Annotated in this window: 21 protein-coding genes; 7 read left to right on the top strand and 14 right to left on the bottom strand. The window is 69.7% G+C overall.

What is annotated here, in order from left to right; translation table 11 throughout:
- Positions 1–59: 59 nt before the first annotated feature.
- The 3 genes from ABZU53_RS25475 to ABZU53_RS25465 form a co-directional block, all read right to left on the bottom strand.
- The gene (locus ABZU53_RS25475; protein WP_355067919.1) at positions 60–1,784 is read right to left on the bottom strand and encodes a glycerol-3-phosphate dehydrogenase/oxidase; all 1,725 of its coding nucleotides are present in this window, start codon (positions 1,782–1,784) and stop codon (positions 60–62) included.
- Positions 1,785–1,862: 78 nt separating this feature from the next.
- On the bottom strand, positions 1,863–3,380 hold the full coding sequence (glpK, locus tag ABZU53_RS25470) for a glycerol kinase GlpK (RefSeq protein ID WP_355067917.1): 1,518 nt from the start codon (positions 3,378–3,380) through the stop codon (positions 1,863–1,865).
- 47 nt (positions 3,381–3,427) lie between these two features.
- On the bottom strand, positions 3,428–4,261 hold the full coding sequence (locus tag ABZU53_RS25465; RefSeq protein WP_355067915.1) for an MIP/aquaporin family protein: 834 nt from the start codon (positions 4,259–4,261) through the stop codon (positions 3,428–3,430).
- Between the two features lie 190 nt (positions 4,262–4,451).
- Between ABZU53_RS25465 and ABZU53_RS25460 the strand changes: the two genes are divergently transcribed.
- The 3 genes from ABZU53_RS25460 (at position 4,452) to ABZU53_RS25450 (ending at position 7,756) form a co-directional block, all read left to right on the top strand.
- Complete coding sequence (locus ABZU53_RS25460) at positions 4,452–5,219, top strand: IclR family transcriptional regulator (RefSeq protein ID WP_354862546.1); 768 nt, start codon at positions 4,452–4,454, stop codon at positions 5,217–5,219.
- A 42-nt stretch (positions 5,220–5,261) separates the two neighbouring features.
- Positions 5,262–6,785, top strand: coding sequence for a glycerol kinase GlpK (glpK, locus tag ABZU53_RS25455; protein ID WP_355067913.1), 1,524 nt, complete (start codon positions 5,262–5,264; stop codon positions 6,783–6,785).
- A gap of 458 nt (positions 6,786–7,243) precedes the next feature.
- The gene (locus ABZU53_RS25450; RefSeq protein WP_355067912.1) at positions 7,244–7,756 is read left to right on the top strand and encodes a hypothetical protein; all 513 of its coding nucleotides are present in this window, start codon (positions 7,244–7,246) and stop codon (positions 7,754–7,756) included.
- A 173-nt stretch (positions 7,757–7,929) separates the two neighbouring features.
- On the opposite strand, the gene ABZU53_RS25445 is transcribed toward ABZU53_RS25450, so the two are convergent.
- The 4 genes from ABZU53_RS25445 to ABZU53_RS25430 are packed head-to-tail and all read right to left on the bottom strand — an operon-like array spanning position 7,930 to position 12,430.
- Positions 7,930–8,595: a TcmI family type II polyketide cyclase gene (locus ABZU53_RS25445; protein WP_354862540.1), complete on the bottom strand. Its 666-nt coding sequence runs from the start codon at positions 8,593–8,595 to the stop codon at positions 7,930–7,932.
- A 27-nt stretch (positions 8,596–8,622) separates the two neighbouring features.
- Positions 8,623–9,849: a cytochrome P450 gene (locus ABZU53_RS25440; RefSeq protein ID WP_355067910.1), complete on the bottom strand. Its 1,227-nt coding sequence runs from the start codon at positions 9,847–9,849 to the stop codon at positions 8,623–8,625.
- Positions 9,846–10,157 carry an antibiotic biosynthesis monooxygenase family protein gene (locus tag ABZU53_RS25435; protein ID WP_354862537.1) on the bottom strand — a complete coding sequence of 104 codons (312 nt, stop codon included), beginning with the start codon at positions 10,155–10,157 and terminating at the stop codon, positions 9,846–9,848. Before ABZU53_RS25435 ends, ABZU53_RS25440 begins: the two co-directional genes overlap by 4 nt.
- 5 nt (positions 10,158–10,162) lie before the next feature.
- Positions 10,163–12,430: an FAD-dependent oxidoreductase gene (locus ABZU53_RS25430; protein ID WP_355067908.1), complete on the bottom strand. Its 2,268-nt coding sequence runs from the start codon at positions 12,428–12,430 to the stop codon at positions 10,163–10,165.
- Positions 12,431–12,709: 279 nt separating this feature from the next.
- Between ABZU53_RS25430 and ABZU53_RS25425 the strand changes: the two genes are divergently transcribed.
- On the top strand, positions 12,710–13,096 hold the full coding sequence (locus ABZU53_RS25425; RefSeq protein WP_355067906.1) for an AEC family transporter: 387 nt from the start codon (positions 12,710–12,712) through the stop codon (positions 13,094–13,096).
- A 219-nt stretch (positions 13,097–13,315) separates the two neighbouring features.
- On the opposite strand, the gene ABZU53_RS25420 is transcribed toward ABZU53_RS25425, so the two are convergent.
- From ABZU53_RS25420 to ABZU53_RS25390, 7 genes are all read right to left on the bottom strand, one after another.
- Entirely contained in the window at positions 13,316–13,966 is a 651-nt protein-coding gene (locus ABZU53_RS25420) for a hypothetical protein (protein WP_355067904.1), read from the bottom strand.
- 116 nt (positions 13,967–14,082) lie between these two features.
- Entirely contained in the window at positions 14,083–14,604 is a 522-nt protein-coding gene (locus ABZU53_RS25415; RefSeq protein WP_355067903.1) for a hypothetical protein, read from the bottom strand.
- Between the two features lie 893 nt (positions 14,605–15,497).
- Entirely contained in the window at positions 15,498–16,529 is a 1,032-nt protein-coding gene (dmpG, locus tag ABZU53_RS25410; protein WP_355067901.1) for a 4-hydroxy-2-oxovalerate aldolase, read from the bottom strand.
- A 29-nt stretch (positions 16,530–16,558) separates the two neighbouring features.
- Positions 16,559–17,521, bottom strand: coding sequence for an acetaldehyde dehydrogenase (acetylating) (locus ABZU53_RS25405; RefSeq protein ID WP_355067900.1), 963 nt, complete (start codon positions 17,519–17,521; stop codon positions 16,559–16,561).
- Complete coding sequence (locus ABZU53_RS25400; RefSeq protein ID WP_355067899.1) at positions 17,518–18,339, bottom strand: fumarylacetoacetate hydrolase family protein; 822 nt, start codon at positions 18,337–18,339, stop codon at positions 17,518–17,520. Before ABZU53_RS25400 ends, ABZU53_RS25405 begins: the two co-directional genes overlap by 4 nt.
- Positions 18,340–18,535: 196 nt before the next feature.
- Positions 18,536–19,135, bottom strand: coding sequence for a cysteine hydrolase (locus tag ABZU53_RS25395; RefSeq protein WP_354862576.1), 600 nt, complete (start codon positions 19,133–19,135; stop codon positions 18,536–18,538).
- Between the two features lie 10 nt (positions 19,136–19,145).
- Positions 19,146–20,261, bottom strand: a complete 1,116-nt coding sequence (locus tag ABZU53_RS25390; RefSeq protein WP_355067897.1) for a zinc-binding dehydrogenase — start codon at positions 20,259–20,261, stop codon at positions 19,146–19,148.
- Positions 20,262–20,456: 195 nt separating this feature from the next.
- Between ABZU53_RS25390 and ABZU53_RS25385 the strand changes: the two genes are divergently transcribed.
- The 3 genes from ABZU53_RS25385 (at position 20,457) to ABZU53_RS25375 (ending at position 23,023) form a co-directional block, all read left to right on the top strand.
- Positions 20,457–21,335 (top strand): alpha/beta hydrolase, encoded by an 879-nt coding sequence (locus ABZU53_RS25385; protein ID WP_355067895.1) that lies wholly within the window; start codon positions 20,457–20,459, stop codon positions 21,333–21,335.
- 1 nt (position 21,336) lies between these two features.
- A complete protein-coding gene (locus tag ABZU53_RS25380) occupies positions 21,337–22,278 on the top strand; it encodes a 3-carboxyethylcatechol 2,3-dioxygenase (RefSeq protein ID WP_354862582.1) in 942 nt (313 codons plus the stop codon).
- A 70-nt stretch (positions 22,279–22,348) separates the two neighbouring features.
- The gene (locus tag ABZU53_RS25375) at positions 22,349–23,023 is read left to right on the top strand and encodes a GntR family transcriptional regulator (RefSeq protein ID WP_354862584.1); all 675 of its coding nucleotides are present in this window, start codon (positions 22,349–22,351) and stop codon (positions 23,021–23,023) included.
- Positions 23,024–23,959: the final 936 nt, after the last annotated feature.

The raw sequence follows: 23,959 nt of genomic DNA, 5'->3' as shown, positions 1-23,959 counted from the left end.
GGCGGAGAACAAAGACGAGTGCCAGGACCAGCTGGTGCGGGCACACCGCCGGAGCCCGCTCAGGTCGCCACGGCAACCGCCGGCACCACGTCGGGCGCGTCCAGCCGGAAGGCGTCGGCCGCCGCGTCGTCGGGCTGCTCGTGCGCGGCCCGCTCGGCCCGGACCCGCGCGACGTAGTGCGCCACCTCCCGGTCGACCCGCTCGTCGTCCCAGCCAAGGACCGGCGCCATCAGCGTCGCCGCCGGCCGGGCGGCCATCAGGCCCCGGTCGAAGCTCTCGATCGAGATGTGGGTACGCCGGGTCAGCACGTCCTCCAGGTGCAGCGCCCCCTCGGCGGACGCCGCGTAGACGACCTCCACCCGCAGGTAGTCCTCCGCGCCGTCGAGCGGCTCGCCGAGCGTGGGGTCCTCCCGCAGCAGCGCCAGCACCTCGTCGACGGCGGCGCCGTAGCGCCGCAGCAGGTGCTCCACGCGCTCGGTGTGCAGGCCGGACTGCTGCGCCAGCCGGCGGCGCTGGTTCCACCGGGCGACGTAGCCCTCCGCCCCCAGCAGGGGCACCCGGTCGGTGCACGAGGCGGCCACCGCGCCGCCGAGGCCGCGCACCGCCTCGTCGACCGCGTCGCGCGCCATCACCCGGTACGTCGTGTACTTGCCGCCGGCCACCACCACGAGTCCGGGCGCCGGACTGACCACGGTGTGCTCCCGCGACAGCTTGGCGGTCGCGTCGGACTCTCCGGACAGCAGCGGGCGCAGGCCGGCGTACACGCCCTCGACGTCGTCGCGGGTCAGCGGGGTGGCCAGCACCGCGTTGACGCGCTCCAGCAGGTAGTCGATGTCCCGGCTGGTCGCCGCCGGATGCGCCTTGTCCAGGTCCCAGTCGGTGTCGGTGGTGCCGACCAGCCAGTGCCGGCCCCACGGGATCACGAACAGCACGCTGGACTCGGTGCGCAGGATCAGGCCGGTGCTGGACCGGATCCGGTCGCGCGGCACCACGAGGTGGATGCCCTTGGAGGCGCGGACCTGGAACTGGCCCCGCTCGCCGACGAGGGCCTGGGTGTCGTCGGTCCACACCCCCGTGGCGTTGATGACCTGCCGGGCGCGCACCTCGAACACCCGGTCGGTCTCCAGGTCGTGCACCCGCGCGCCGGTAACCCGGGCGCCCTCGCGCAGGAAACCCACGACGCGGGCCCGCGACAGCGGGTACGCCCCGTGCGCGGCGGCGGTGCGGACGAGGAAGGTCACCAGCCGGGCATCGTCGACCTGGGCGTCGTAGTACTGCAGAGCGCCGACCAGCGACTCGGGCCGCAGCGACGGGCAGGCGCGCAGCGCCCCGCGGCGGCTCAGGTGCCGGTGGGTCGGCACGCCGCGCGCGTGGCGGCCGGACAGGCTCATCGTGTCGTAGAGCAGCACGCCGGCGCCGGCGTACAACCTTTCCCAGCCCCGGTGGCGCAGCGGGTAGAGGAACGGCACCGGGCGGACCAGGTGCGGGGCGAGCCGCTGCAGGAGCAGGCCCCGCTCGCGCAGGGCCTCGCGGACCAGCCCGAAGTCGAGCATCTCCAGGTAGCGCAGGCCACCGTGGATGAGTTTGCTGGACCGGCTCGACGTACCGCTGGCCCAGTCGCCGGCCTCGATGAGCCCGACCGACAGACCTCGGGTGACGGCGTCGAGAGCGCAGCCGGCGCCGGTGACGCCGCCGCCGATCACCAGGACGTCCAGTTCCTGGCCGCTGCCGAGGGCGGCCAGGGACCGCTCGCGGGCGGCCGGTGACAGTGTCGCGGAAAGCATCCGTCTTCTCTCTCCTGAGGAGGGTGGGGCGGCCGGCGACGGGCGCCGGCCGCCCGGATCCTTGAGGGGGGTGGGGCGTCAGTCGACGTCGACCCAGTCGAGGGTGCGCTGGACCGCCTTCTTCCACCGGCCGTAGCCGTTCTCGCGCTGCTCCGGCGACCAGCCCGGCTGCCAGCGCCGGCTCTCGTTCCAGTTCTCGCGCAGCTCGTCGGTGTTCTTCCAGAAGCCGACGGCGAGGCCGGCGGCGTACGCCGCGCCGAGGGCGGTGGTCTCGGCGACCACCGGCCGGCTGACCGGTACGCCGAGGATGTCCGCCTGCATCTGCATGCACAGGTCGTTGACGGTGACGCCGCCGTCGACCTTGAGGCACTCCAGGTGCACGCCGGAGTCCTGCTCCATGGCGTCGGCCACGTCCCGGCTCTGGTAGCAGATGGACTCCAGAGTGGCCCGGGCGATGTGGGCGTCGGTGTTGAACCGGGAGAGGCCGACGATCGCGCCACGGGCGTCGGAGCGCCAGTACGGTGCGAACAGGCCGGAGAACGCGGGCACGAAGTACACCCCGCCGCTGTCCTCCACCTGGCGGGCCAGGATCTCGCTCTGCGCGGCGGTACTGATGATCTTGAGCTGGTCGCGCAGCCACTGCACGGCCGAGCCGGTGACCGCGATCGAGCCTTCGAGCGCGTACACCGGGGCGTCGTTGCCGAACTGATAGCACACCGTGGTGAGCAGCCCGGCCTTCGACCGCACGATCTCCGTGCCGGTGTTGAGGAGCATGAAGTTTCCCGTGCCGTAGGTGTTCTTCGCCTCACCCGGGGCGAAGCAGACCTGCCCGACCGTGGCGGCCTGCTGGTCGCCCAGGTCGCCGGTGATCGGGACTCGGCCGGCGAACGGGCCGTGCTGCCGGGTGCTGCCGTACGAGCGGGGGTCGGACGACGGCCGGATCTCCGGCAGCATGGCGCGAGGGATGTCGAAGAAGGACAGCAGCTCGTCGTCCCAGTCCAGCGTCTCCAGGTTCATCAGCATGGTGCGACTGGCGTTGGTCGGGTCGGTGACGTGCACCCCGTCCTCGACGCCACCGGTGAGGTTCCACAGCAGCCAGGAGTCGGTGTTGCCGAAGACGGCCTCGCCGCGCTCGGCGGCCTCCCGGACCCCGTCGACGTTCTCGAGGATCCACTGGATTTTCCCGCCGGAGAAGTACGTCGCCGGAGGCAGGCCGGCCTTGCGTCGGATGACGTCGCCCTTGCCCTCGCGTTCCAGGGCCGAGGCGATGCGGTCGGTACGGGTGTCCTGCCAGACGATGGCGTTGTAGTAGGGCCGGCCGGTCCGGCGGTTCCACACCACGGTGGTCTCGCGCTGGTTGGTGATGCCGAGCGCGGCCAGATCGGAGGCGGTCAGGCCACGGGCGTTCATCGCGGTCTGGATGACCGTCTGGGTCCGCTCCCAGATCTCGAGTGGGTTGTGCTCCACCCAGCCGGCCTGCGGCAGGATCTGCTGGTGTTCGAGCTGGTGGCGGCCGACCTCGTTGCCGCCGTGGTCAAAGATCATGAAGCGGGTGCTGGTGGTGCCCTGGTCGACCGCGCCGACGAAGTCAGCCATTCGGGTGTCTCCTTCTGTGTCCGTCGTAAGGATTCGGGTCGGCGATGTCAGATGCGGGCGAGCTCGTCCTCGGCCGAGGTCTTCTCGGTGGCCAGGGCGCCCGGCTCCAACTCGTCCTCGCTGGGCAGGAAGCGGCCGATGATCAGCTCGTAGAGGCCGGCGCCGATGATGCCACCGACGAGCGGCCCGACGATCGGCACCCAGAAGTACGGATAACCGCTGGTGTCCTGGAAGGCCGTTTCGTAACCGGTCAGGAACGAGGCGAGGCGGGGGCCGAAGTCGCGGGCGGGGTTGATGGCGTAGCCGGCGTTGGCGGCGAAGGCCATGCCGATCGCCACCACGATCAGGCCGACGATCAGCGGGGCGAGGTTGCCGGCGGGCAGCGAGTTACGCGCGTCGGTGACGGCCAGGACGAGGAACAGCAGGATGGCCGTGCCGATGATCTGGTCACGCAGCGCGCCCCACTCGCTCACGCCGGCACCGGGCAGGGTGGAGAAGACGCCCTGACTCTTGCTGGTCAGGCCTGGGTCGAACCGGGACAGCACCTCGCTGTAGTTCCAGCGGATGAGCAGGGCCGCGACGAACGCGCCAGCGGTCTGGGCCAGGGCGTACGGCATCACCTTGCGCCAGGAGAAGCCCTTGAAGACCGCCAGGGCGACGGTGACCGCGGGGTTGAGGTGCGCGCCGCTGATGCGGCCCGCCACGTACACGCCGAGCGTGACGCCGAGGCCCCAGGCCCAGGCGATGCTGTCGAACTCGCCGGTTCCCGCCGCGGCCACCTGGGCGACCACGCCCACGCCGAACAGGATGAGAATCGCGGTGCCGGCGAACTCGGCGGCCAACTCGCCAACGAGCCCGGGCGCTTTCAACCGTTGCGCCATCTTGCCTCCAAAAACGGTGGGGGTGGCAGCCCTCCCCTCGGGGGAAGTGGAGGGTCGGTCGGTGACGCCGCGGTGCAGTAACGTCACTGTGCGGTGAACCGTAGGAAACCCTCGGTGCCGGGTCAACGAACCTCGGTCGACAATGCCGAACACTGTTGCGGCCGCCAAAACGCGATTAGCATTCCGCCCCATGCCGGGTCAGGTGCAGTCCATCACGCGGGCCGCGGCGATCCTCCGCCTGCTGGCCAGCAGCTCCGGCCGCCTCGGCATCGGGGAGATCGCCCGCTCTCTCGACCTGGCCAAAGGCACCGCGCACGGCATCGTCCGCACGCTCCAGGACGTCGGCTTCGTGGAGCAGGACAAGACCTCCGGCAAGTACCAGCTCGGGGCGGCCCTGCTGCACCTGGGCACCAGCTACCTCGACGTCAACGAACTGCGCTCACGCTCCATCAACTGGGCCGACCCGCTGGCCGCGCGCAGCGGCGAGGCCGTCCGCATCGGCACCCTGTTGGACGGCAAGGTGCTGGTGGTCCACCACGTCTTCCGGCCCGACGACACCCTGCAGACCCTCGACGTCGGGTCCCTGCTGCCCCCGCACGCCACCGCGCTCGGCAAGGTCCTGCTCGCCTACGACGTCGGCGCCGCCAACGCGGTCATGCAGGGCGAACCCGAGCCGTACACCCGGCGCACCCTGGTCACCGCCCGGACCCTCAGCCGGGCGCTGACCGCGATCCGGGACAACGGCTGGGGCGCCGAGATCGAGGAGATGACCCTTGGCGAGGCCGGTATCGCCGCGCCCATCCGCGGCTACGGCGGCCTCGTCGTGGGCGCGATCGGGCTCTCCGGCCCGGTCGATCGCGTCTGCGACGCGCAGCGCCACCCCCGCCCGACGCTCGTCGCGTACGTCCGCGACGCCGCACGCGCGGTGTCCCGGGACCTCGGCGCGGCGCGCTGGTGATCCGTCCACCCTGCACCGCCATCCGCCCAGAGAGGACGAGGAATGACTGACAGCTACGTCGTCTCCATCGACCAGGGCACCACCTCGACCCGCTGCATCGTGTTCGACCGCCGGGGCAACCTGGTCTCCGTGGCGCAGCGGGAGCACCAGCAGCACTTCCCCCGGCCCGGCTGGGTGGAACACGACGCGCTGGAGATCTGGCGCAACGTCGGCAAGGTGGTGCCCAGGGCCCTCGCCCAGGCCGGCATCGTTCCGGGCCAGGTCGCCGCGATCGGCATCGCCAACCAGCGGGAGAGCACAGTGGTGTGGGACCGGCGAACCGGCGTCCCGGTGGCGCCGGCGATCATCTGGCAGGACACCCGCACCGACACACTGGTGGAGACGCTGGCCCGGGCACCCGGCGCCGAGGACCTCCGGCAACACTGTGGGCTGCCGCTGGCCACGTACTTCTCCGGCCCCAAGCTGCGCTGGCTGCTCGACCACACGCCCGGGCTGTACGAGCGGGCCGAGCGCGGCGAGGTGCTCTTCGGGACGATGGAAAGCTGGCTGATCTGGAACCTCACCGGCGGCCCGGACGGCGGTCTGCACCTGACCGACGTCACCAACGCCAGCCGGACCATGCTGATGGACCTTCGCGCGCTCGGCTGGCACCCGGACTCGCTGGCCTTCTTCGGCATCCCGGCCGCCATGCTGCCCGAGATCCGCTCCTCGTCAGAGGTGTACGGCACCGCGACCGCCGTCCTGCCCGGCGTGCGGATCGCAGCGGCGCTCGGCGACCAGCAGGCCGCCCTGTTCGGCCAGACCTGCTTCGCGCCGGGCGACGCCAAGTGCACCTACGGCACGGGCAGCTTTCTGCTGCTCAACACCGGCACGGAGCCGGTGCACTCCAGCCACGGGCTGCTCACCACCGTCGGCTACCAGATCGGCGGGCAGCCGGCCGTCTACGCCCTCGAAGGCTCCATCGCGATCACCGGGTCCCTGGTGCAGTGGTTCCGCGACCGGCTGGAGCTGATCAGTTCGGCGCCGGAGATCGAGACCCTCGCCCGCACTGTGGACGACAACGGCGGCTGCTACATCGTGCCGGCCTTCTCCGGGCTGTTCGCGCCGCACTGGCGCAGCGAGGCGCGCGGCGTGATCGTCGGGCTCACCTCGTACATCACCAAGGGGCACCTGGCCCGCGCGGTGCTGGAGGCCACCGGCTGGCAGACCCGCGAGGTGGTCGACGCGATGAACGCCGACTCCGGCCTGGAGTTGACGGCGCTGCGGGTGGACGGCGGGATGACCGCCAACAACCTGCTGATGCAGTTCGTCGCCGACGTGGTCGCGGTGCCGGTGGTGCGCCCGATGGTCGCCGAGACGGTCTCCCTCGGCGCGGCGTACGCCGCCGGGCTGGCGGTCGGCTACTGGCCCGACCTGGAGGGGCTGCGCAGCAACTGGCACCCCGCCGCCCGCTGGGTGCCCAAGATGGACAACGCCGTGCGGGCCGAGGAACGGGAGAACTGGCAGCGCGCGGTGGAGCGCACCTTCGGCTGGATCAAGCCCGAGGCCCGGGCCGCCAACGAATGACCTTCGGGGGCCACCTCATCGATACGCCGATCCCCCATGCCTGCACCACCCGATTCCCGTTCGAGCCGTACGCCCGAGGATTAAACGGCGACACCGCGGCGGCCACCACTGGCACGTACTCGGCGAACGTCGGGGCTAGCGGACGGGCCGGCCCTACCTCCAGCCCGGCCGGCGACGGTCTGGCTCACGCCGCCTCACCGCCCGCCACGGCGGCGTGCACCCGCACTCCATGGGTGCAACTGCACCTCGGCTACCTCTGCCCGGAACCGGTCCGGTCGGGGACGTTCTCGACGCAGACCAACCTTCGCCGCCCGCGGACCGACACGTGCGAGCACTACGGCACCCGTCGTCCACAGTCACCACGCGCCCCGCATCCAGCTCCAGACCTAGGGCTCCGTGCTCGTCGGCCCTCTAATTGATCCGACCCGTCCGACCAGGGCTGGTAGCGTGCGCCGAACATGAAGATCATGGGGGAAACATCGATGAACCGAACTCGACTCGTCCTGACTGGCTCGGCCGTTGCGGCGGCAATCGCGCTGTCCGGCTGCGATCCGCAGCCCGAATCTGCGGGCACTGCAACCTCGCCGTCCCCGGCGGCCTCGAGCGCCGCCCCGACCGGTAGTGCGGCCACCACCGCGACCAGCACCGCGGCCAACGACGCGGCCACAGTGAAGGCCTGCGCCGACATCAAGAAGGACATCAAGGACAACGCGGCTAAGGTCACCAAGGCCGAGAAGATCGGCCCGCCAGCCGGACACTTCGCGGTCAGTGCCCAGTGGGCCGCCGGCTCGGTCGCGATCCTGGCGCACTCGATGGGCGCCAACGAGGCAGTCACCGCCGCCAGCGAAAAAATCCAGAACGAGATGATGGGCCTGAGCGACGCGTACAACAAGTCCGCCGGCGCCAAGCCCAGCAAAAAGGCCCTGGAAGCCGCTATCAAGGAGCTGGACACCGCCTGCTCGGCCACCTGACCGGTTCGACCACGCAATCGGCGGTGACCCTCACCCGGACGGTCACCGCCGATTCGCGTGTCCGTGCGGCCTGCCGCACTGGTCGCGATGGACGACGCCGCCCGTCACACCCCGTACGCCTCGGCTTCAGCCCGGCGTACGGGGGTGCGACGAATAGTGGTTTCGGCGCGGGTTCAGTCCTGCGCGCGCCAACGGTAGAAGACGGTCGCGACCTGGTCCTGCGGGCCGTGGCAGAGGTCCGGCCGGTACGGCTCCACGTAGGGGCCGAGATCCTGCATCACCTTGCCGAAGGCCGGCTTCTCGGCGTGCTGGTCCCGGGTCGCCTCGGCCGCCGACGACTCCTGCTCCAGCAGGTGCACGTAGACATCGTCGATGGAGTAGAGCCAGCGTCCGGTGACACCCAGGTCGGTCGGGAGCGACCCGGCGTCCGACTCGCCGAACACCCGGGCCACGTCCGGCTCGGCGCCCGGCTTGATCCGCCCCACGATCACGGTGAGCGTGGTGTCCTCGGGCGGCTCGCCCTCCGGCGCCCAGTGGTAGAACTCCTTGGCCACCGAGTCCGACGGGTTCTTCCAGTAGCGCGGGTACGGCGTCACGTACGGGCCGATCTCCTCGGCGATCTTCTGGAAGGCGGGCAGCCCGCGCGTCTGCCCGGAGATCCGCGGGTCCTGCTCGCGCTCGATCACGTGCAGGTAGAGGTCGTGGTGCGACAGCAGGTACCGGCCGATGACGCCGAGATCCTGGGGCCGGGTGGCCTGGTCGTAGTGGCCGAAGACGTTGCCGACGATCTCGTCGCTGCCGGGGACCATGTGGCAGACGATCACGTTCCGGAAGACCATGACGTGCTCCTTGGCTGGGTAGGCGGGCTAGACGGTGAAGGTGATCGGCAGTTCCAGCAGGCCGCGGAAGGGCGAGGCGGCGGGCAGTCGGCGCACCTCGGCGAGCGGGACGGCAAGCCGCAGCCCGGGCAGCCGGCGCAGCAGCGCGGAGAGCGCGAGCAGCGCCTCCATCCGGGCCAGCGAGACGCCCAGGCAGTAGTGCACGCCGTGGCCGAAGCCGAGGTGCGGGCCCCGGACCCGGCGCAGGTCGAGCCGGTCGGGGTCGGTGAAGTGGGCGGGGTCGTGGTTCGCCGCGTTGATCGCCACCCCGACGATCGCGCCGCGCGGGATGCGTACCCCCTGGTATTCGACGTCCTCGGTGGCGATGCGCGGGCTGGCCACCGGCAGCGGGCCGTCGAACCGCAGCAGCTCCTCGATCGCGGTCGGCAGCAGCCTCGGCGTGGTCCGCAGCAGCTCCCACTGCTCCGGGTGGGTGAGCAGCGCCAGCACCGCGTTGCCGAGGAAGTCGGCGGTGGTCTGGTGGCCGGCGAACAGCAGTAGGAACGTGGTGGTGACCAGCTCCGCCTCGGACAGCGTGTGGTCCCGGTCGACCGCGTCCACCAGCGCGCCGATGATGTCGTCGGCCGGGTCGTCGCGCTTGGCCCGGACCAGGTCGGCCAGGTAGTGGTGCAGCCGCAGCTGGGCCTCCTGCACCGCCGCCCGTTCCTCGGCCGGGGGTCGGCTGGTCGAGCCGGAGGTGCGGATCACCTGGGTCCAGTCGAGCACCCGGTCGTGGTCGACCGGCGGCACGCCGAGCAGCTCACAGATGACCGTCATCGGCAGCGGGATGGCGAAGTCCCGCATCAGGTCCGCCTCGCCCTGCGGCACCATCTTGTCGATCAGCTGGTCGACGATCGCGGCCACCCGGGGCCGCAACGCCTCGATCCGCCGCGGCGCGAACGCCTGTGACACCACCCGGCGCAGGCGGGTGTGCTCGGGCGGGTCGGAGTTGAGCATGTTGCGGTTCAGGCCCTCCGAGTTCGGGCCGAAGATCCGCAGGTAGTGCTGGTCGGGCCCGTAGAGGTCCTTGGACAGCCGCGGGTCGGTCAGCGCCGTGCGCGCGTCGTCGAAGCTGGTGATCAGCCACGAGTCGAACCGGGGCGAGCCGACCGGGCAGACCGGCCGCTCGGCACGCAGCCGGGCGAAGGTGGGATAGGGATTGGCCGCGAACGCCTCCGTGTACAGCTCGCTCGCCGGCACCACGTCGTCGGTCATCGGGCCTCCCCCGGCTCGCTGTTCACACTGTGCAGCACCTGGTAGGTGTGTCGTTCGGCGGACTCGCGCAGCTCCCGGACCACGCGCAGCAGCCGGTCCCGGTGCGCGCTGCGGCCGAAGGCGTCCAGCCGCTCCCGGTCCGCCCAGTCGCTGATGACCAGATAGCTGCTCGGGTCGTCGGCGTCGCGGACCAGGTCCTGGTGCAGGCAGCCGTCCAGGGTGCGGATCTCCTCGGCGGCGGCGCGCCACTCCGCCTCGAAGCGCTCCTCGCACCCCTGCCGGGTCCGCATCGCCAGCACCGTGCGCACCCGGCTCACCGCGCGCCGCCGAAGACCAGGTGCAGGTGCTTGCGCAGCGCGTCGGCGTCGACCGGGGCGCCGCGGAAGCCGACGTGCCCGTCCGGACGGATCAGGTAGAGCCCGGTGCCGGCCAGGCCGTACCCGGCGCGGAACCGGCGGTCGCCGTCGCGCAGCACCGGCGGGTCGGCCAGGCGCGGCTCGGCGACGTCCGGGTCGAGCAGCAGGTACGCGTCGAGTTCCCCGCCGGCCTGCCGCCGCGCGTCGGCGCACAGGTCGGCGAACCCGGCCAGCTCCGTCGCGCCGGCCGTGGCGTCGGCGTAGAGCAGCAGCGTGTGCCGGGTGCCCCGGGTCAGGTCCCGCAGCCGCAGCGGATGCCCGACGCCGCGCCGGCGCAGACCCTCGACGTCCGGCGCGCGTTCGCCGGGACGGGGCGCGTCACCGAGCCCGGCCGGGTCGGAGACGGTCTCCCCGACCAGCGGGCTGCCGGCGTAGCTGAGCAGCAGGGACATCTCCTGGAGGAACTGCCGTTCCAGGTCGGCCCGGTCCAGTTCCTCGGTGCCGGCCAGCCGCACCGCGCGGCCGACGATCTCCTCGCCCTCCGGGCGCCGCTCGGCCTCGTAGCTGTCCAGCAGTCCGGGGGCGGCCAGCCCGCGTACCGCCAGGGCCAGTTTCCAGGCCAGGTTCCAGGCGTCCTGGATGCCGGTGTTCATGCCCTGGCCGCCGGCCGGCGGGTGCAGGTGGGCGGCGTCGCCGGCGACGAAGACCCGGCCGTGGCGGTAGCGGTCGACGATGCCGTGGCTGATCCGGAACACCGACGACCAGCGCAGGTTCGTCGCCCGGGTGCCGGGCGGGGCGAGGCGGTCGAGGGCGGCCTGCACGTCGTCGAGGGTCGGCTCGCCGAGTTCCTCGCTGAAGCCGGGCGGGGCGTCCTGCCCGCCGGTCCGGGCGAAGAACCGGGGTGGGGCCAGGGTGGCGATGCGGTAGCGGTGTTCGCCGCGCAGCGGCACACAGACCAGCATCCCGTCCATCCGCCCGTCGGTGGTGTGCAGGAAGCGCAGCAGGTGCCCGTCGGGCATGTCCCAGTCCACGTCGACGTCCACCAGCATGAACAGCTGCGGGAACTGGCCCAGCCCGCCGGTGAAGGTGAGGCCGAGCCGGTCCCGGACCCGGCTGTGCGCGCCGTCGCAGCCGATTAGGTACGCCGCGCGTACGGTCTCGGTGGCGCCGTCGGCGGTGCGCACGGTGGCGGTCACGCCGTCCGCGTCCTGGGTGAAGTCCACCAGTTCGGCGCCGCGCCGCGGGCGCACCCCGAGCGTGGCCAGCCGGGCGGTGAGGATGCGTTCGGTCTCGTACTGGGGCAGGCCGAGGTGGTCGTAGGGCAGGCCGGGCAGCTCCCAGCTCATCCGGTGGGTCTGCTCGCCGTTGACGAAGACCATGTTGCCGGTGAGCCAGATGCCGGCGTCCATCGCCTCCCGCACGACGCCCTGCTCCTCCCAGATCTCCATGGTGCGGCAGTGCACGCCGATCGCCTTGTCGGCCTGCCCGGCCGGGGTCGCCCGCTTGTCGATCACCCGGCAGTCGATGCCGCGCCGGGCCAGCTCGACGGCGGCGGTCAGCCCGGTCGGGCCCGCCCCGACGACCAGTACGTCCGTTGTCCTCTGCACATCGGCCTCCCTGCCTGTGGTGTCGAGTCGCCGGCCGTCCCCACCGGGCACGACGTGGAACAGGCGGCGTCGGATGTCGAGAAGGAACGGTGCGATCGGCCCGGCCTGCGCCGAGGCGTGAGCCGGGTCGCCGATCCAGTCGAGGAACTCGGCCGCGGTGTCCCACTCGGCGAAGATGTGGTGCACGTCCGAGCCGGGTTCGTGGAGCAGCTGCTCACGCCGGTAGCCCGGCACGGCGGTCATCCGCCGCACCACCTCGGGGTAGCCGCGATGGAACTCGGCGAGCCGGGCGCTCGGCACGGTCAGCTCCACGTCCACGTAGACCGGGCCGGTCCCGTCGCCGGTCTCGACCATCGGCGGGTAGTCGGGCGGGCCGGCCGGTTCGGTCAGCGGCCGGAGCAGGTCGGACAGGCGGGCGGCCACCGGCCCGTCCCGGTAGGCGCGCAGCGCCTCCTCGTCGGCCCACTCGGTGACCACGACGAAGCCGTACGGGTCCAGCGCGTCCCGCAGCAGCTCGTGCCGGAGGCCGCCGGGGAGCGCGCCGAGCTGTCCGGCGACGTCCTCCCAGGCCGGCCCCACCGCGGGCGCGCAGCCGGGCCGCGCTCGCAGCCGGAGCATCGTCCTGATCATGCCGCCCCCTCGCACCGTGCCGTCCTCGTGCCGCGACCCTGCCAGAGTCCGCGTCACCCGGTCGTCACCGGCGGCCCGGGCGGTGTGGCCGTGCGGTGACGCGGCCGGAACGCCATCTCCTCCCGGCAAGCCGCCGTCATGTAACTATCTGCTTGGGCATGACTCCTTACGACTTGGATACCCGTGCCTGGCAGGCCCGGCGCTTGGGTAGCTGTCCCGGCCCGCCGACATGTTTTCTCGGTCCTAACGGGATGCGAGGCTGAACGCGTGGCTCCCCGATCGACGTACACGTGGGCAACCCCCGGCCGCCCGGTACGCACCGTGGACACGTCGGCCGTCCTGGTCGCGCTCGGCGCGTCGCTGCACCGCACGGCGCCGTCGCGAGCAGAGCCGACCAAGCTCGAGCTGGCCGTGATCACCGCGCTGAAGCTCGTCGCACAGCCGGTCATCGCGTACGCGGCCGGGCTGGCCCTGCACCTGTCGGCGCCACAGTTGCTCGCCGTGGTGGTGTGCGCGGGCCTGCCGACAGCGCAGAACACGTTCATCTTCGGCCAGGAGTACGGCGTCGGCGAGGCGGTGGCCAACCGGGCGGTGGTGGTGACCACGACGCTGTCGCTGGGCACCCTGGCCGCGGCGGCGGCGCTGCTCGGGTAGGTCCGCCGGCTGACTCGTTCAGCAATCCTGGTGAGTCACGCCGACCATGGCGCTGGCGGACACGTCTGCGGCCACGATCATCGCCTGGTGATGTAGCGAGCGATCTTGAGTGAGAGTGGACGGACGGCTGTTGCGCCATGTCGGCGGCAGATCCGGATACCTGTGAGCCGTGGGTCTCGGCTAACGACACACGGGCGGTAGGAGAAATCCGCGATTGGATCAGACGTTGTCGGTCCAGGGTTTCCCGACGCCCGCGCGTGACACGCTGCGCCCACCTGGCAGGTCAAGAACATCGATGAGGCTGGGGTCCTCGTCGACGGCATGGTGCAGGTGCCCGACTTTGCCGTTGCTGCCGCTCGCGTCGGTGGCTCCGACCAACTGCCAGACCCCGTCGTCCGCATCGTGACTGACGAACAAGACAGGCTCATGACGTTCGAACACCTCAGGGGTCTGGACACAGACCGTGCCAAGCAACCAGTGCCGCATCCACCAGGCTCGCCGGTCGTGCTCCATGACATGGTCGGTGACCCACCAAACGAACGGCAGGTCCTCGTGGGCACGCGACTGCTCCGCGGTCAGGTCCGGGCCGCCCTGCGGGACCCGCTCAAACGGCTCGTCGACCAGGGAGAACGCATGACCACCGTCGTTCACGAAGACGACGGCGTGGAAGGTGCCACCACCCGGATTGCCGACACCAATCCCAACGGACAGTCGGGCGACATGCGGGTCCGAGCCGGTGGTCCAGCCGAACGCGTACGAAGCCAACTCCCCACGCGGCCCCACGAACTCGCCGAATGCCCGCCGGTCCATGCCGCTGGCATCGGCCGTCGGCACCTCAACGAACGCACCCTCGAGCACCTGGATATCCACGCCGGCAACCTATCCGATCGCGCACATCAACCCGCAGTCGCACGCCTCGATGCCGCAGATCCGGATGTCCGCCGTACGCGACCGTCGTCGCGCTGGCGACCGGCCGCACCTCGAGATCAGGTTCTGTCGCGGTGACGGCGGGCTTCGATGTCGCGCAACACGTCCGGGTCCCATTGGCTGGCGTTCCAGTCGTCGCTGGTCGGAGTGGGCGACAACGGCCACGCCGGGTCCTGCCCGGCGACCGCTGAGTAGTGTCCGGCGACGACGCGGTCGACGTGGGCGATCAGCCGCAGAACCCGCCTTCGGCTGTGCAGCACGCCGCCGATCAGCGCGGCGGCTCCGAGGGTACGCAGGGCTGCCTGGCCGAACAGGACGGGCGGGGCGGTTCGGTCGGCGGCCAACCAGGCCGTGGCGGCGCTCAAGACGACGCAGGAGGAGAAGACGCGTATGCCCCAGTGGCGGCTGTACGAGCGGCCCGAGGAGCCGTGCGCCTCGGCGATCTGACGAGTGCCGCGGCCCCAGATCAGTCCGCTGATCCCCAGGCCGATGACGGCGACGATCAGAGTCAAATTGGCCAGGACGTAACCGATCGCCGCCCCGGTTCCGGACGGGGGCAGCGGGCGGGCACGGTCGCTCACGGCGCTGCCGAGGATCGCTGCGGCGATCGCGGCTAGGGCGAAGAGAATGGCGAAACCGGCTACGAACCAGGTCGCGATGTCCCAACCCGCTGTCCTGGGCGCGGGTGGAGGTGTCGAGGACCGGCACGTATGGCCTTGGCCGGGACCTTCGAGTTCGGTTCCGCATTTCGTGCAGTGCAAAGTGTTCCCCTCAGCGGCGCGACCAAGCCTCTGCCAGGCCAGATGAGCTGGGTGTCGCGCATCTTCCCGCACAGGACGGAGGGCCCGCCGGGTTCGGTGCCTAAAGGATCATGCCCGGTCGGCGCCGGTCCGGCGACCCCGAATCCCGCTGCTCGTCCTCGCCCCGGTTCCGCGCGGGTTGCCCGATGCCGCACAGGTGTCGGGTTGCTGCCGGTAGGGACAGTTTCTCGACGGCGACGTTGGCAACTCATAGCCGCCACCAGCACGGCTGCACGAGCATCAGCTCAGGCGGAACCGCCCCCCGATGTTCGCCATGCGCGTGGATGCTTCGTGTCGTCGTCTGCCGATTCGCAAGGATCGGTTGATCTCGCGAATCTCCACAAATACTGGTGTCCGAGGGCGACGAGCACCGCCACCACGGTCGCCTACTGGCGCCGCTGCGGCCCTCATCTGCACCCGGCGGACATCGCCGTACGGATCGGCAAGTCCGAACGCACCGTCGGCCGCTACTGGTCGCGACCGGCCACAAACCGCACTTCCCACGTCAACGGGCGCCTTGCTGACAGCCTCCGCCGCTGACACCACCGGCCGGCCCTGTTTTGGCCCGACGACCACATCCGCTGGCAGGTTCCCGACTGCGATCCGCTGCGGGGGAATGGCGGACCATGGCGTTTTAGCACCGTACAGCGGCGGACACCATCCCCGGGCGAGACTCAGCTCGCCGCGCGAGAGGCCAACAGGTCGAGCGCGATGTCGACGATCATGTCCTCCTGTCCGCCGACGAGTTGCCGCTTACCGACCTCGAGCAGGATGGTGCGTACGTCGATGCCGTAGTGCTTCGAGGCTGCCTCGGCGTGCCGGAGGAAGCTGGAGTAGACGCCGGCGTATCCGAGGGTGAGGGTCTCGCGGTCCACGCGTACCGGGCGGTCCTGGAGCGGCCGGACGAGGTCGTCGGCGGCGTCCTGGAGCGCGAAAAGGTCGCAGCGGTGGGTCCATCCGTGCAGGTTGGCCACGGCGATGAACGGCTCGATGGGGCAGTTGCCAGCTCCGGCACCATGACCGGCCAGAGAGGCATCGACGCGGGTCACGCCCTCCTCGACTGCTACGACCGAGTTGGCCACCGACAGCGAAAGGTTCTCGTGGGCGTGGATGCCGATTTCGGTCTGGGGGTCGAGGACGTCCCGGTAGGCGCGGATCCGCTCGCGTACACCGTTCATGGTGAGGCGACCGCCTGAGTCGGTGACGTAGACGCAGTGCGCTCCGTAGGACTCCATGAGCTTCGCCTGCTTCGCCAGCTCGTCGGCCGGGGCCATGTGGCTCATCATCAGGAAGCCTGAGACGTCCATGCCGAGGTCGCGGGCGTGGGCGATGTGCTGGGCGGACACGTCGGCCTCGGTGCAGTGGGTCGCGACCCGCACCGAGCGGACGCCGAGCCGGTAGGCCTGCTCGAGTTCTGCGACCGTGCCGATGCCGGGCAGCAGCAGGGTAGTGAGAGTGGCGGTTTTGATGTTGTCGGCCGCGGCCTCGATCCACTCCCAGTCGCTGTTCGACCCGGGGCCGTAGTTGAGTGACCCCCCGGCGAGGCCGTCACCGTGGGCGACCTCGATCGCGTCGACGCCTGCGGCATCGAGGGCGGCGACGATTTTCGCGACGTCGTCCGGCGAGACCCGGTGGCGCACGGCGTGCATTCCATCGCGCAGGGTGACGTCCTGAATGTACAGATTCACGGGGGCGGAGCCGGTCATGGCGTTGGTCTCTCGGTCGGCAGGGGTCGTCAACGGGTCACCTCACGGGCGACCTTGGTGGTGAGGCGGGCGGCGATGGCCTCCGCGGTACGGAGCGCGGCGGAGGTCATGATGTCGAGGTTGCCGGCGTAGGCGGGCAGGTAGTGCGCTGCGCCCTCGACTTCGAGGAACACCGTTACTTTGGTCGTCGCCGGTCCGGCGCCCGCGGGGAGCAGCGTGTGCACCGGCTCGTCGTCCGGGATGGGGGTGAACTGAACCTCCTGCTTCAGGCGGTAGCCAGGCACGTACGCCGCGACCTGCTTGACCATGTCCGCCACTGAGGAGCGGATCGCGTTGTGGTCGGCGTCACCGATGAGCGCGAAGACGGTGTCGCGCATGATCAGCGGGGGTTCGGCAGGGTTCAGGATGATCACGGCCTTGCCGCGCAGGGCGCCGCCGACCCTCTCGATCGCTGCCCTGGTGGTCTCGGTGAACTCGTCGATGTTCGCGCGTGTGCCCGGCCCGGCGGAGCGGGACGAGATCGAGGCGACGATTTCGGCGTAGGGGACCGGTGTGACGCTGGAGATGGCGTGCACGATCGGGATGGTGGCCTGGCCACCGCAGGTGACCATGTTGACGTTGGCGACGTCGCTGTCGAGGTGTTCATCGAGGTTGACCGGAGGCACTACGTACGGGCCGATCGCAGCGGGGGTGAGATCGACTATCTTCTTGCCGTAGGGGGCAAGCTTTTTGGCATTGACCACGTGCGCGGAGGCGGAAGTGGCGTCGAAGACGATCTCGATGTCGTCGAAGCCGTCCATCGCGATCAGCCCGTCCACGCCCTCGTGGGTGGTGGGCACGCCTAGCCGTCGGGCTCGAGCCAGACCGTCGGATTCCGGGTCGATGCCGACCATCGCGCCCATCTGGAGGGTTTCGGAGAGTCGCAGCACTTTGACCATCAGGTCCGTGCCGATATTGCCGGAGCCGATCACGGCCACCTTGATCTTGCTCATCGCATTTCCTTCGCCGAGAACGTGGCGGTCACGGTGCCGAGGGAGGAGATCTCGGCTCGGACCCTGGCGCCGGTGGGAGTGGCAACCATCGGGCCGAGCGCGCCGGAGAGTACGACCTGGCCGGCACGCAACGGCTCGCCGAGCTCACGGGTGGTACGAGCCAACCAGAGCAGCGCGTTGAGCGGATCGCCGAGGCACGCGGCGCCGTCGCCCTCGGACACCAGGTCGTCGTCGACGTACATCCGCATCGTGACGTCGACCGGCTCGAAGTCGGTGAGCGTCACCCGCTGCGAGCCGAGCACGTAGAGCCCGCTGGAAGCGTTGTCGGCGACGGTATCGGTGATGCGGATGTCCCAGTCCGCCACCCGGCTGTCGACGATCTCCAGCGCGGCGACGGCGTAGTCAACCGCGGCACGGACGACGTCGACCGACAAGTTCTCGGAGTTGAGGTCCGCTCCTAGTACGAACGCGATCTCCGCTTCCGCCTTGGCCTGGAGCAGTCGCCCACTCGGGATTACGGGCAGGTGGGAGACATCCATGTCGTCGAACAGCACCCCGAAGTCGGGCCGGTCCACCCCCAGCTGCTGCTGTACGGCGGGAGAGGTGAGGCCAATCTTGCGGCCGACGATACGCGCGCCTGCAGCGAGCCGGTTTCTGGTGAGTCGTTGCTGTACCGCGTAGGCCAGCTCCATGTCGCTGTCACCGAGCAGGTCACGCACCGGCTCGCACGGCGTGCCGTTGCGCGCTGCGGATTCGAGCCGGTCGGCCGCCTGAGTGATGGCGGCGGCCCGATCGGTGCTTGTGGGTATCTGGGTCATCTGTGTCCTCGTGTCGGGTCGCCGCCGAGGACTCGGGCAGGCCCGCGGCTGGGTTACCGCTGTCATCGGTACGACGTGCGATGGGCGGACGCGTCCGGTGTCTGCTGTGGAGCGTCGGGGTCTCCGGAAATGCGGCAGGCATGGCCGGAGACCCCGAAGATGGCGCGCGCGGGCGATTCGCTGGCGCGCCGAGCGGTCAAGACAGCTGAGAGGTGAACTCGTCAACGGTTGCGACGGCGGCGAACAGCCCCATCGAGCCCAGAGATGCTTCGTGGGCGCCGGCGTCCGCGGCGGATGACGCGTCCGAAAGGACCACGGTGTGGTAGCCGAGGTCGGCGGCCTGTCGCACGGCGCCTTCGACAGATGCGTTGGTTGCGACGCCGCACACGATGACGTTCTCGATTCCGCGCTCGGTGAGGAGGTCGGCCAGTGCGGAGTCGGTGAACGGGCCCGGTCGCTTGTGCGTGATGACCACGTCGGAGTCGGTGACCGTGAGGTCGGGAACGAGGGCTGCGCCCTCCGTGCCGTCCTTGAGACAGCCTGCCTGCGCCACCATCTGCAGCAGCGGAAGCGTGGGGTTCAGGTCGGAGTGATCGGGTGCGAACGCGATACGCAGCGGAACCACGACTCCGCCCCTGTCGCGCAGGTGCTCTGCCGCGGCGTTGACCTTCGTGATGACGTCGCGGGCGGTGTACTCGGCAGAGAAGATCGTCCCGAAGGCGGTCCCCTCCGTGACGATGTCGTGCTGGAGGTGGACGATGAGAAGCGCGGTTTTGGACGCGTTGAGCTGGTTCATCAGTGGGTCCTCACTTGTGGGGCTGGACGATGACGCTGGCGAATCCGCCGTCGCGGTGGTTGGCCGCCGCCTGCACGGCCTCGTTGGCCTGCTCGAGCGGGAAGTGGTAGGCGTCGAGGTGGCTCAGGTCGAGAGTGCCCGCAGCCGCCATCCGGGCCATGTCCTCGCCCTCGGCGGTGGTGAACCACAGGGACCCGATGATGCTGATGTGCATGGTCATGAGCCGGTACATGGGGATGGGGAGGTCCTCGGGCATGGCGCCGATGCTGACCATCCGGCCTCCACGGCGCAGCGCCCAGATTCCAGCCATCGTCACGTCAGCCGTCGCGGTGTCACCGGTGGCGTCGAGGAACACGTCGACGCCGCGTCCATCCGTGTGGGACCGGACCCACTCACCAACCTCCTGCTCGCCGAAGGAGAGGACCTTGATGCGTGCCGGGTCGATCTGACGGACCCGCTCCAAGCGCTCCTTGTTGCGCGCCACGGCGAAGATCTGGGTTGCCCCCATGGCGCGCGCCAGGAGGACGGCGTTGACGCCGAGAGTCCCGGTCGCACCGTGGATCAGGACGCTACTGCCGGCGCGGACGTCGCCCTTGCGTAGGCCGCTGTAGGCCGTGCCCAGGTAGCCGAAGCGCGTGGCGTGGTCGAGCGGAACGTTCTCCGGGATGACGATGACGTTCTTGACTGGCGCCTTCACGTACTCCGCAAGCCCGCCGTACGGATAGTCCTTGTGGATCTCGGCGGAATCCGGTCCGAAGCCGAAGTAGCCCATGAAGGTGTAGGCCGGGTCGTTCATCGGCTCGCCGTTGCGGGCGGCCCACGAGTCCCCGGAATCCAGGCCCGGGTTGATGTAGACCCGGTCGCCGGGCTTGAGGTTGCGTACCCGGGAACCGACCTCCGTGATGACGCCGGCGCTGTCCATGCCGAAGACAGCAGGCAGCTGCGGCAGGGGGAGGAAGGGCTTGACTGTCGGGTAGGTGTTGATGACGTTGCGCAGGTTCTGGACGATGGCCGCCGCCTCGACGCGGACAATCACGTCCTGGTCACCCGGGACCGGCTTCTCAATCTCGTCGATCTGGAACTTGCCGCCGACTTCGTGCAGCCGCGCGGCTCGCATCGTTGCCATGTTCGGACTCCTCACAGGTAGCGTTCGGCAGCCTCCCGGGGAACGGGGCCGCCGGAGATTGGCATGCCACATCGTGGCACGAGGTGATCGCTACCACAACTGCCACCCTGCAAAAGTTCTATCACGCGCCACCCGGTATGGACATTACATCGGCCAGCTAGCATGCTAGTTGAGACGTCGAGGGGAAGGACGGACATGACCGAGCGTGAGTTCACCAGTGTGTGGTCAGACCTCGCCCAGGTGGAGTTCAGCCAGGGCTTCATCCAGGCGGGGCCCTACCGGACCCGCTACCTGAAGGCAGGGTCGCAGGACAAGCCACTGCTGCTCATGCTGCACGGTGTCACCGGTCACGCCGAGGCCTACGTGCGGAACCTGAAGGCGCACGCCGAGCACTTCAACGTCTACGCCATCGACTTCATCGGGCACGGCTACTCGGCCAAGCCCGACCACCCTCTGGAGATCCCCCACTACATCGACCAGGTCCACCACGTCATGGACACGCTCGGCTACGACAAGGCGTACTTCAGCGGCGAATCGCTGGGCGGCTGGGTAACGGCCCGTTTCGCCCAACTTTATCCCGACAAGGTGGAGCGGATCGCGCTCAACACCATGGGTGGCACGATGGCCAACCCGCAGGTGATGGAGCGCCTCTACACGCTGTCCATGCAGGCCGCGGAGGACCCGTCCTGGGAGCGGGTCAAGGCGCGCCTGGAGTGGCTGATGGCCGACCCGTCCATGGTCACCGCCGACCTCATCAAGACCCGCCAGATGATCTTCCAGCAGCCGGACTGGCCGCGGGCCTGCCGGATGAACATGGCTCTGCAGGACCTCGAGACACGCAAGAGGAACATGCTCAGCGACGACGACCTGCGTGCGATCAAGGCGGAGGCGCTGGTGATCTGGACGACCAAGGACCCCTCGGGCCCGGTCGACGAGGGCCGGCGCATCGCCGAGCTGATCCCCAACGGCCGCCTGCAGGTCATCGAAAACGCCGGCCACTGGCCACAATACGAGCAGACCTCGGTGTTCAACCGCGTGCACCTGGACTTCCTGCTCGGAAACGAAGCAGTGTGAGATGACCGTTGCACTGATTGCCACCTCTCACAGCCCTCTGCTCGAACACGCCGACCTTGAGGCTGGGGTGGCAGCCGAGCTCGATCAGGCGTTCACGACCGCCCGGCGCTTCGCGGAGGACTTCGACCCGGAGCTTGTGATCAGTTTCGGGCCGGACCACTACAACGGCTTCTTCTACAACCTGATGCCGCCCTTCTGCATCGGCTATGCGGCGAACAGCGTCGGCGACTACGGCACCCAACCGGGCCCCCTCAACGTGCCAGAGGAGATCGCACGAGGGATCGCCGAGGCCGTCATGTCGGCAGGCATCGACCTCGCGGTCTCCCTTCAAATGGAGCTCGACCACGGCGCGGTCCAGCCCATGGAGATCCTCTTCGGCGACATCGCCGCCCGCCCCGTGGTGCCGATCTTCCTCAACTCCGTCGCACCACCCTTCACCCCGCTCCAGCGAGTCCGGCTTCTCGGCGAAGCAGTCGGCCGCCATGTTGCCCAACTGGAGATGAGGACCCTGCTCATCGCCTCTGGCGGTCTCTCCCACGACCCGCCCGTCGCTCGACTGGCAACTGCCACGCCTGAGCAGCGCCGGGTCCTGCTGGGTCACCATCTGCCCGCGACTCCGAGCTGGCGGAAGGAACGAGAGCAGCGCGTCGTCGAGACCGCCAGGGCCTTCGCAGCAGGCACCGCCGATATCCAGGACCTCGCCCCCGACTGGGACCGCGCCCTCATGGCCACCCTCGCCTCGGGTGACCTGACCAGCCTGGATGCGTGGACGCCAGAGGAGATGGCCAGGATCGCCGGGAACTCCTCACACGAGGTGCGGTCCTGGATCGCGGCCTATGCCGCACTAGGATCCTGTGGCGCTTACAGCGTTCAGTACAGCTACTACCGACCGATCCGTGAGCTGATTGCGGGCTTCGGCCTGACCACTGTGACCCTCGACTGAGCACGACCGACGAGACTCGTCGACATGGTTGGCTTGTGCCCAGCGCCAGCACCTGAGATTGGGAACCGCGATGAGCATAGCCACCGAATCGGGAAGAACAGACGTCCCGTTGGGACGTCTGCTGTTCGACCGCCTGCGAGAACAGCTCGTCGAGGGCACGTACCCACCCGGCTCCCGCGTGCCGATCGATGCGATCAAGGAAGAGTTCGGGGTCAGCAAACAACCCGTCATGGAGGCGCTGCGACGACTCGCCACGATGGGACTCGTGGAGATCGTGCCCCAGAGCGGCTGTGTTGTCCGGCAGTACACCCAGCAGGAGGCGCGCGACTTCTTCGGCGTGTTCGGCTCGTTCGAGGGTGACATCGCAGCAGCAGCGGCCCGTCGACACACTCCAGAGGAACTCGTAGAGCTCGACCACGCGTTCGAGCTGCTACATCAAGCGGAACACACCCCCGAGGTCGCCCAACGCAGTCGCGACTACTTCCAGCACAACGCCGGCTTCCACCGGGTCATCCACCGGATGGCCCGTTCGCCGCTCATAGCCGACCTCAGCCAGCGCATGTGGGTACTGTCAGACTTCCTGATGTACGGCTTCGCCGGCGCCGCACCCATCGCTGGCGCCGTCGATGCCCGAAATCACGACCACGACTTGATACGAACCGCAATCCGGGATCGCAACGACACCGTCGCCAGAGCCGCCATGGACCACCACATCCGATCCATCACCCGGCTCTTCGCCGACTGATCGTAGCTACTATCGGAGTTGGTGCTTGTCGCCGACATCGCGTTGCGGGATAGCAAGCAGACGCGAGGGCGTCCCATGATCGGCGTTGGTCGGCGGTCGGAAAGCCAGACCCTCCTCGAGGGCCGCTACCTGGGCGGGCGCCCGCCCGCCCTACGGCTACACCCTCCGCGATCTTGGGCCCCTGGGCGGCCTCGTCAACGAAACCGAGTTCGACGGGGACGACTGATCGCCCACTCCGCACCCGCGCAGCGATCTCCGAAAGCAGAGGGCGCTCCCTTCACTGACGCCTTCGAGCGTAAGCAGGACGCTGCACCGACTCTGACCTGCACAGACGAGAAGCCGCAGCTAGGGGTGGGGCAGCTACGCGCCGTTGAGTGCCGTTCGGTGCAGTTGCAGGCCGTTCAGTGCACCCCTGTTGCTCCCCAACCTGCTCCCCCGCTCCGGCCCACATGAAGACCTTCAAGATTCTCCGCGACTACCGCCACACCCGCGTCCCACCACGCGCAGCATGATCGGCAACGGGCCGCGGTCCCGCACGATGCCGAGCACGCTGCGGGGACGAGCGACGTCGATTGCCCGCCGCCCGAACTCGGCACTTCGGACCGCGCGGGCGGCTGCACGATAGCGATGAGCGGCGCCTCGGGCCCCGGCCTCGTACCGCAACCCGGCCGGCGGCCGGGATGGCAAGAGGTCCAACGAGCAGGAGTAGGGGCGGCCACGAGGTGGTTCGCACTGGCGGGCCGGCCCGCTCACCGCCAGCCGGCGACCTCACCCGTCAGTGGTCCGGTCAGTCGCGTTGCCTGTCCCGTGCTGCTGGTTCTGCCGCAGAGCTTCCTCGAGTTGGTCTTCGAGGATGATGATCCGGCAGGCAGCCTCCAGGGCGGTACCCTGGTCGACCATCTCCCGGGCCCGAGCGGCCAGGCGAAGCTGGTAGCG

This window comes from Micromonospora sp. NPDC005194 (assembly GCF_040608335.1).
GTDB lineage: Bacteria > Actinomycetota > Actinomycetes > Mycobacteriales > Micromonosporaceae > Micromonospora.
The sequence above is the reverse complement of the archived record's forward strand: the minus strand, read 5'-3'. Positions and strand labels throughout refer to the sequence as shown.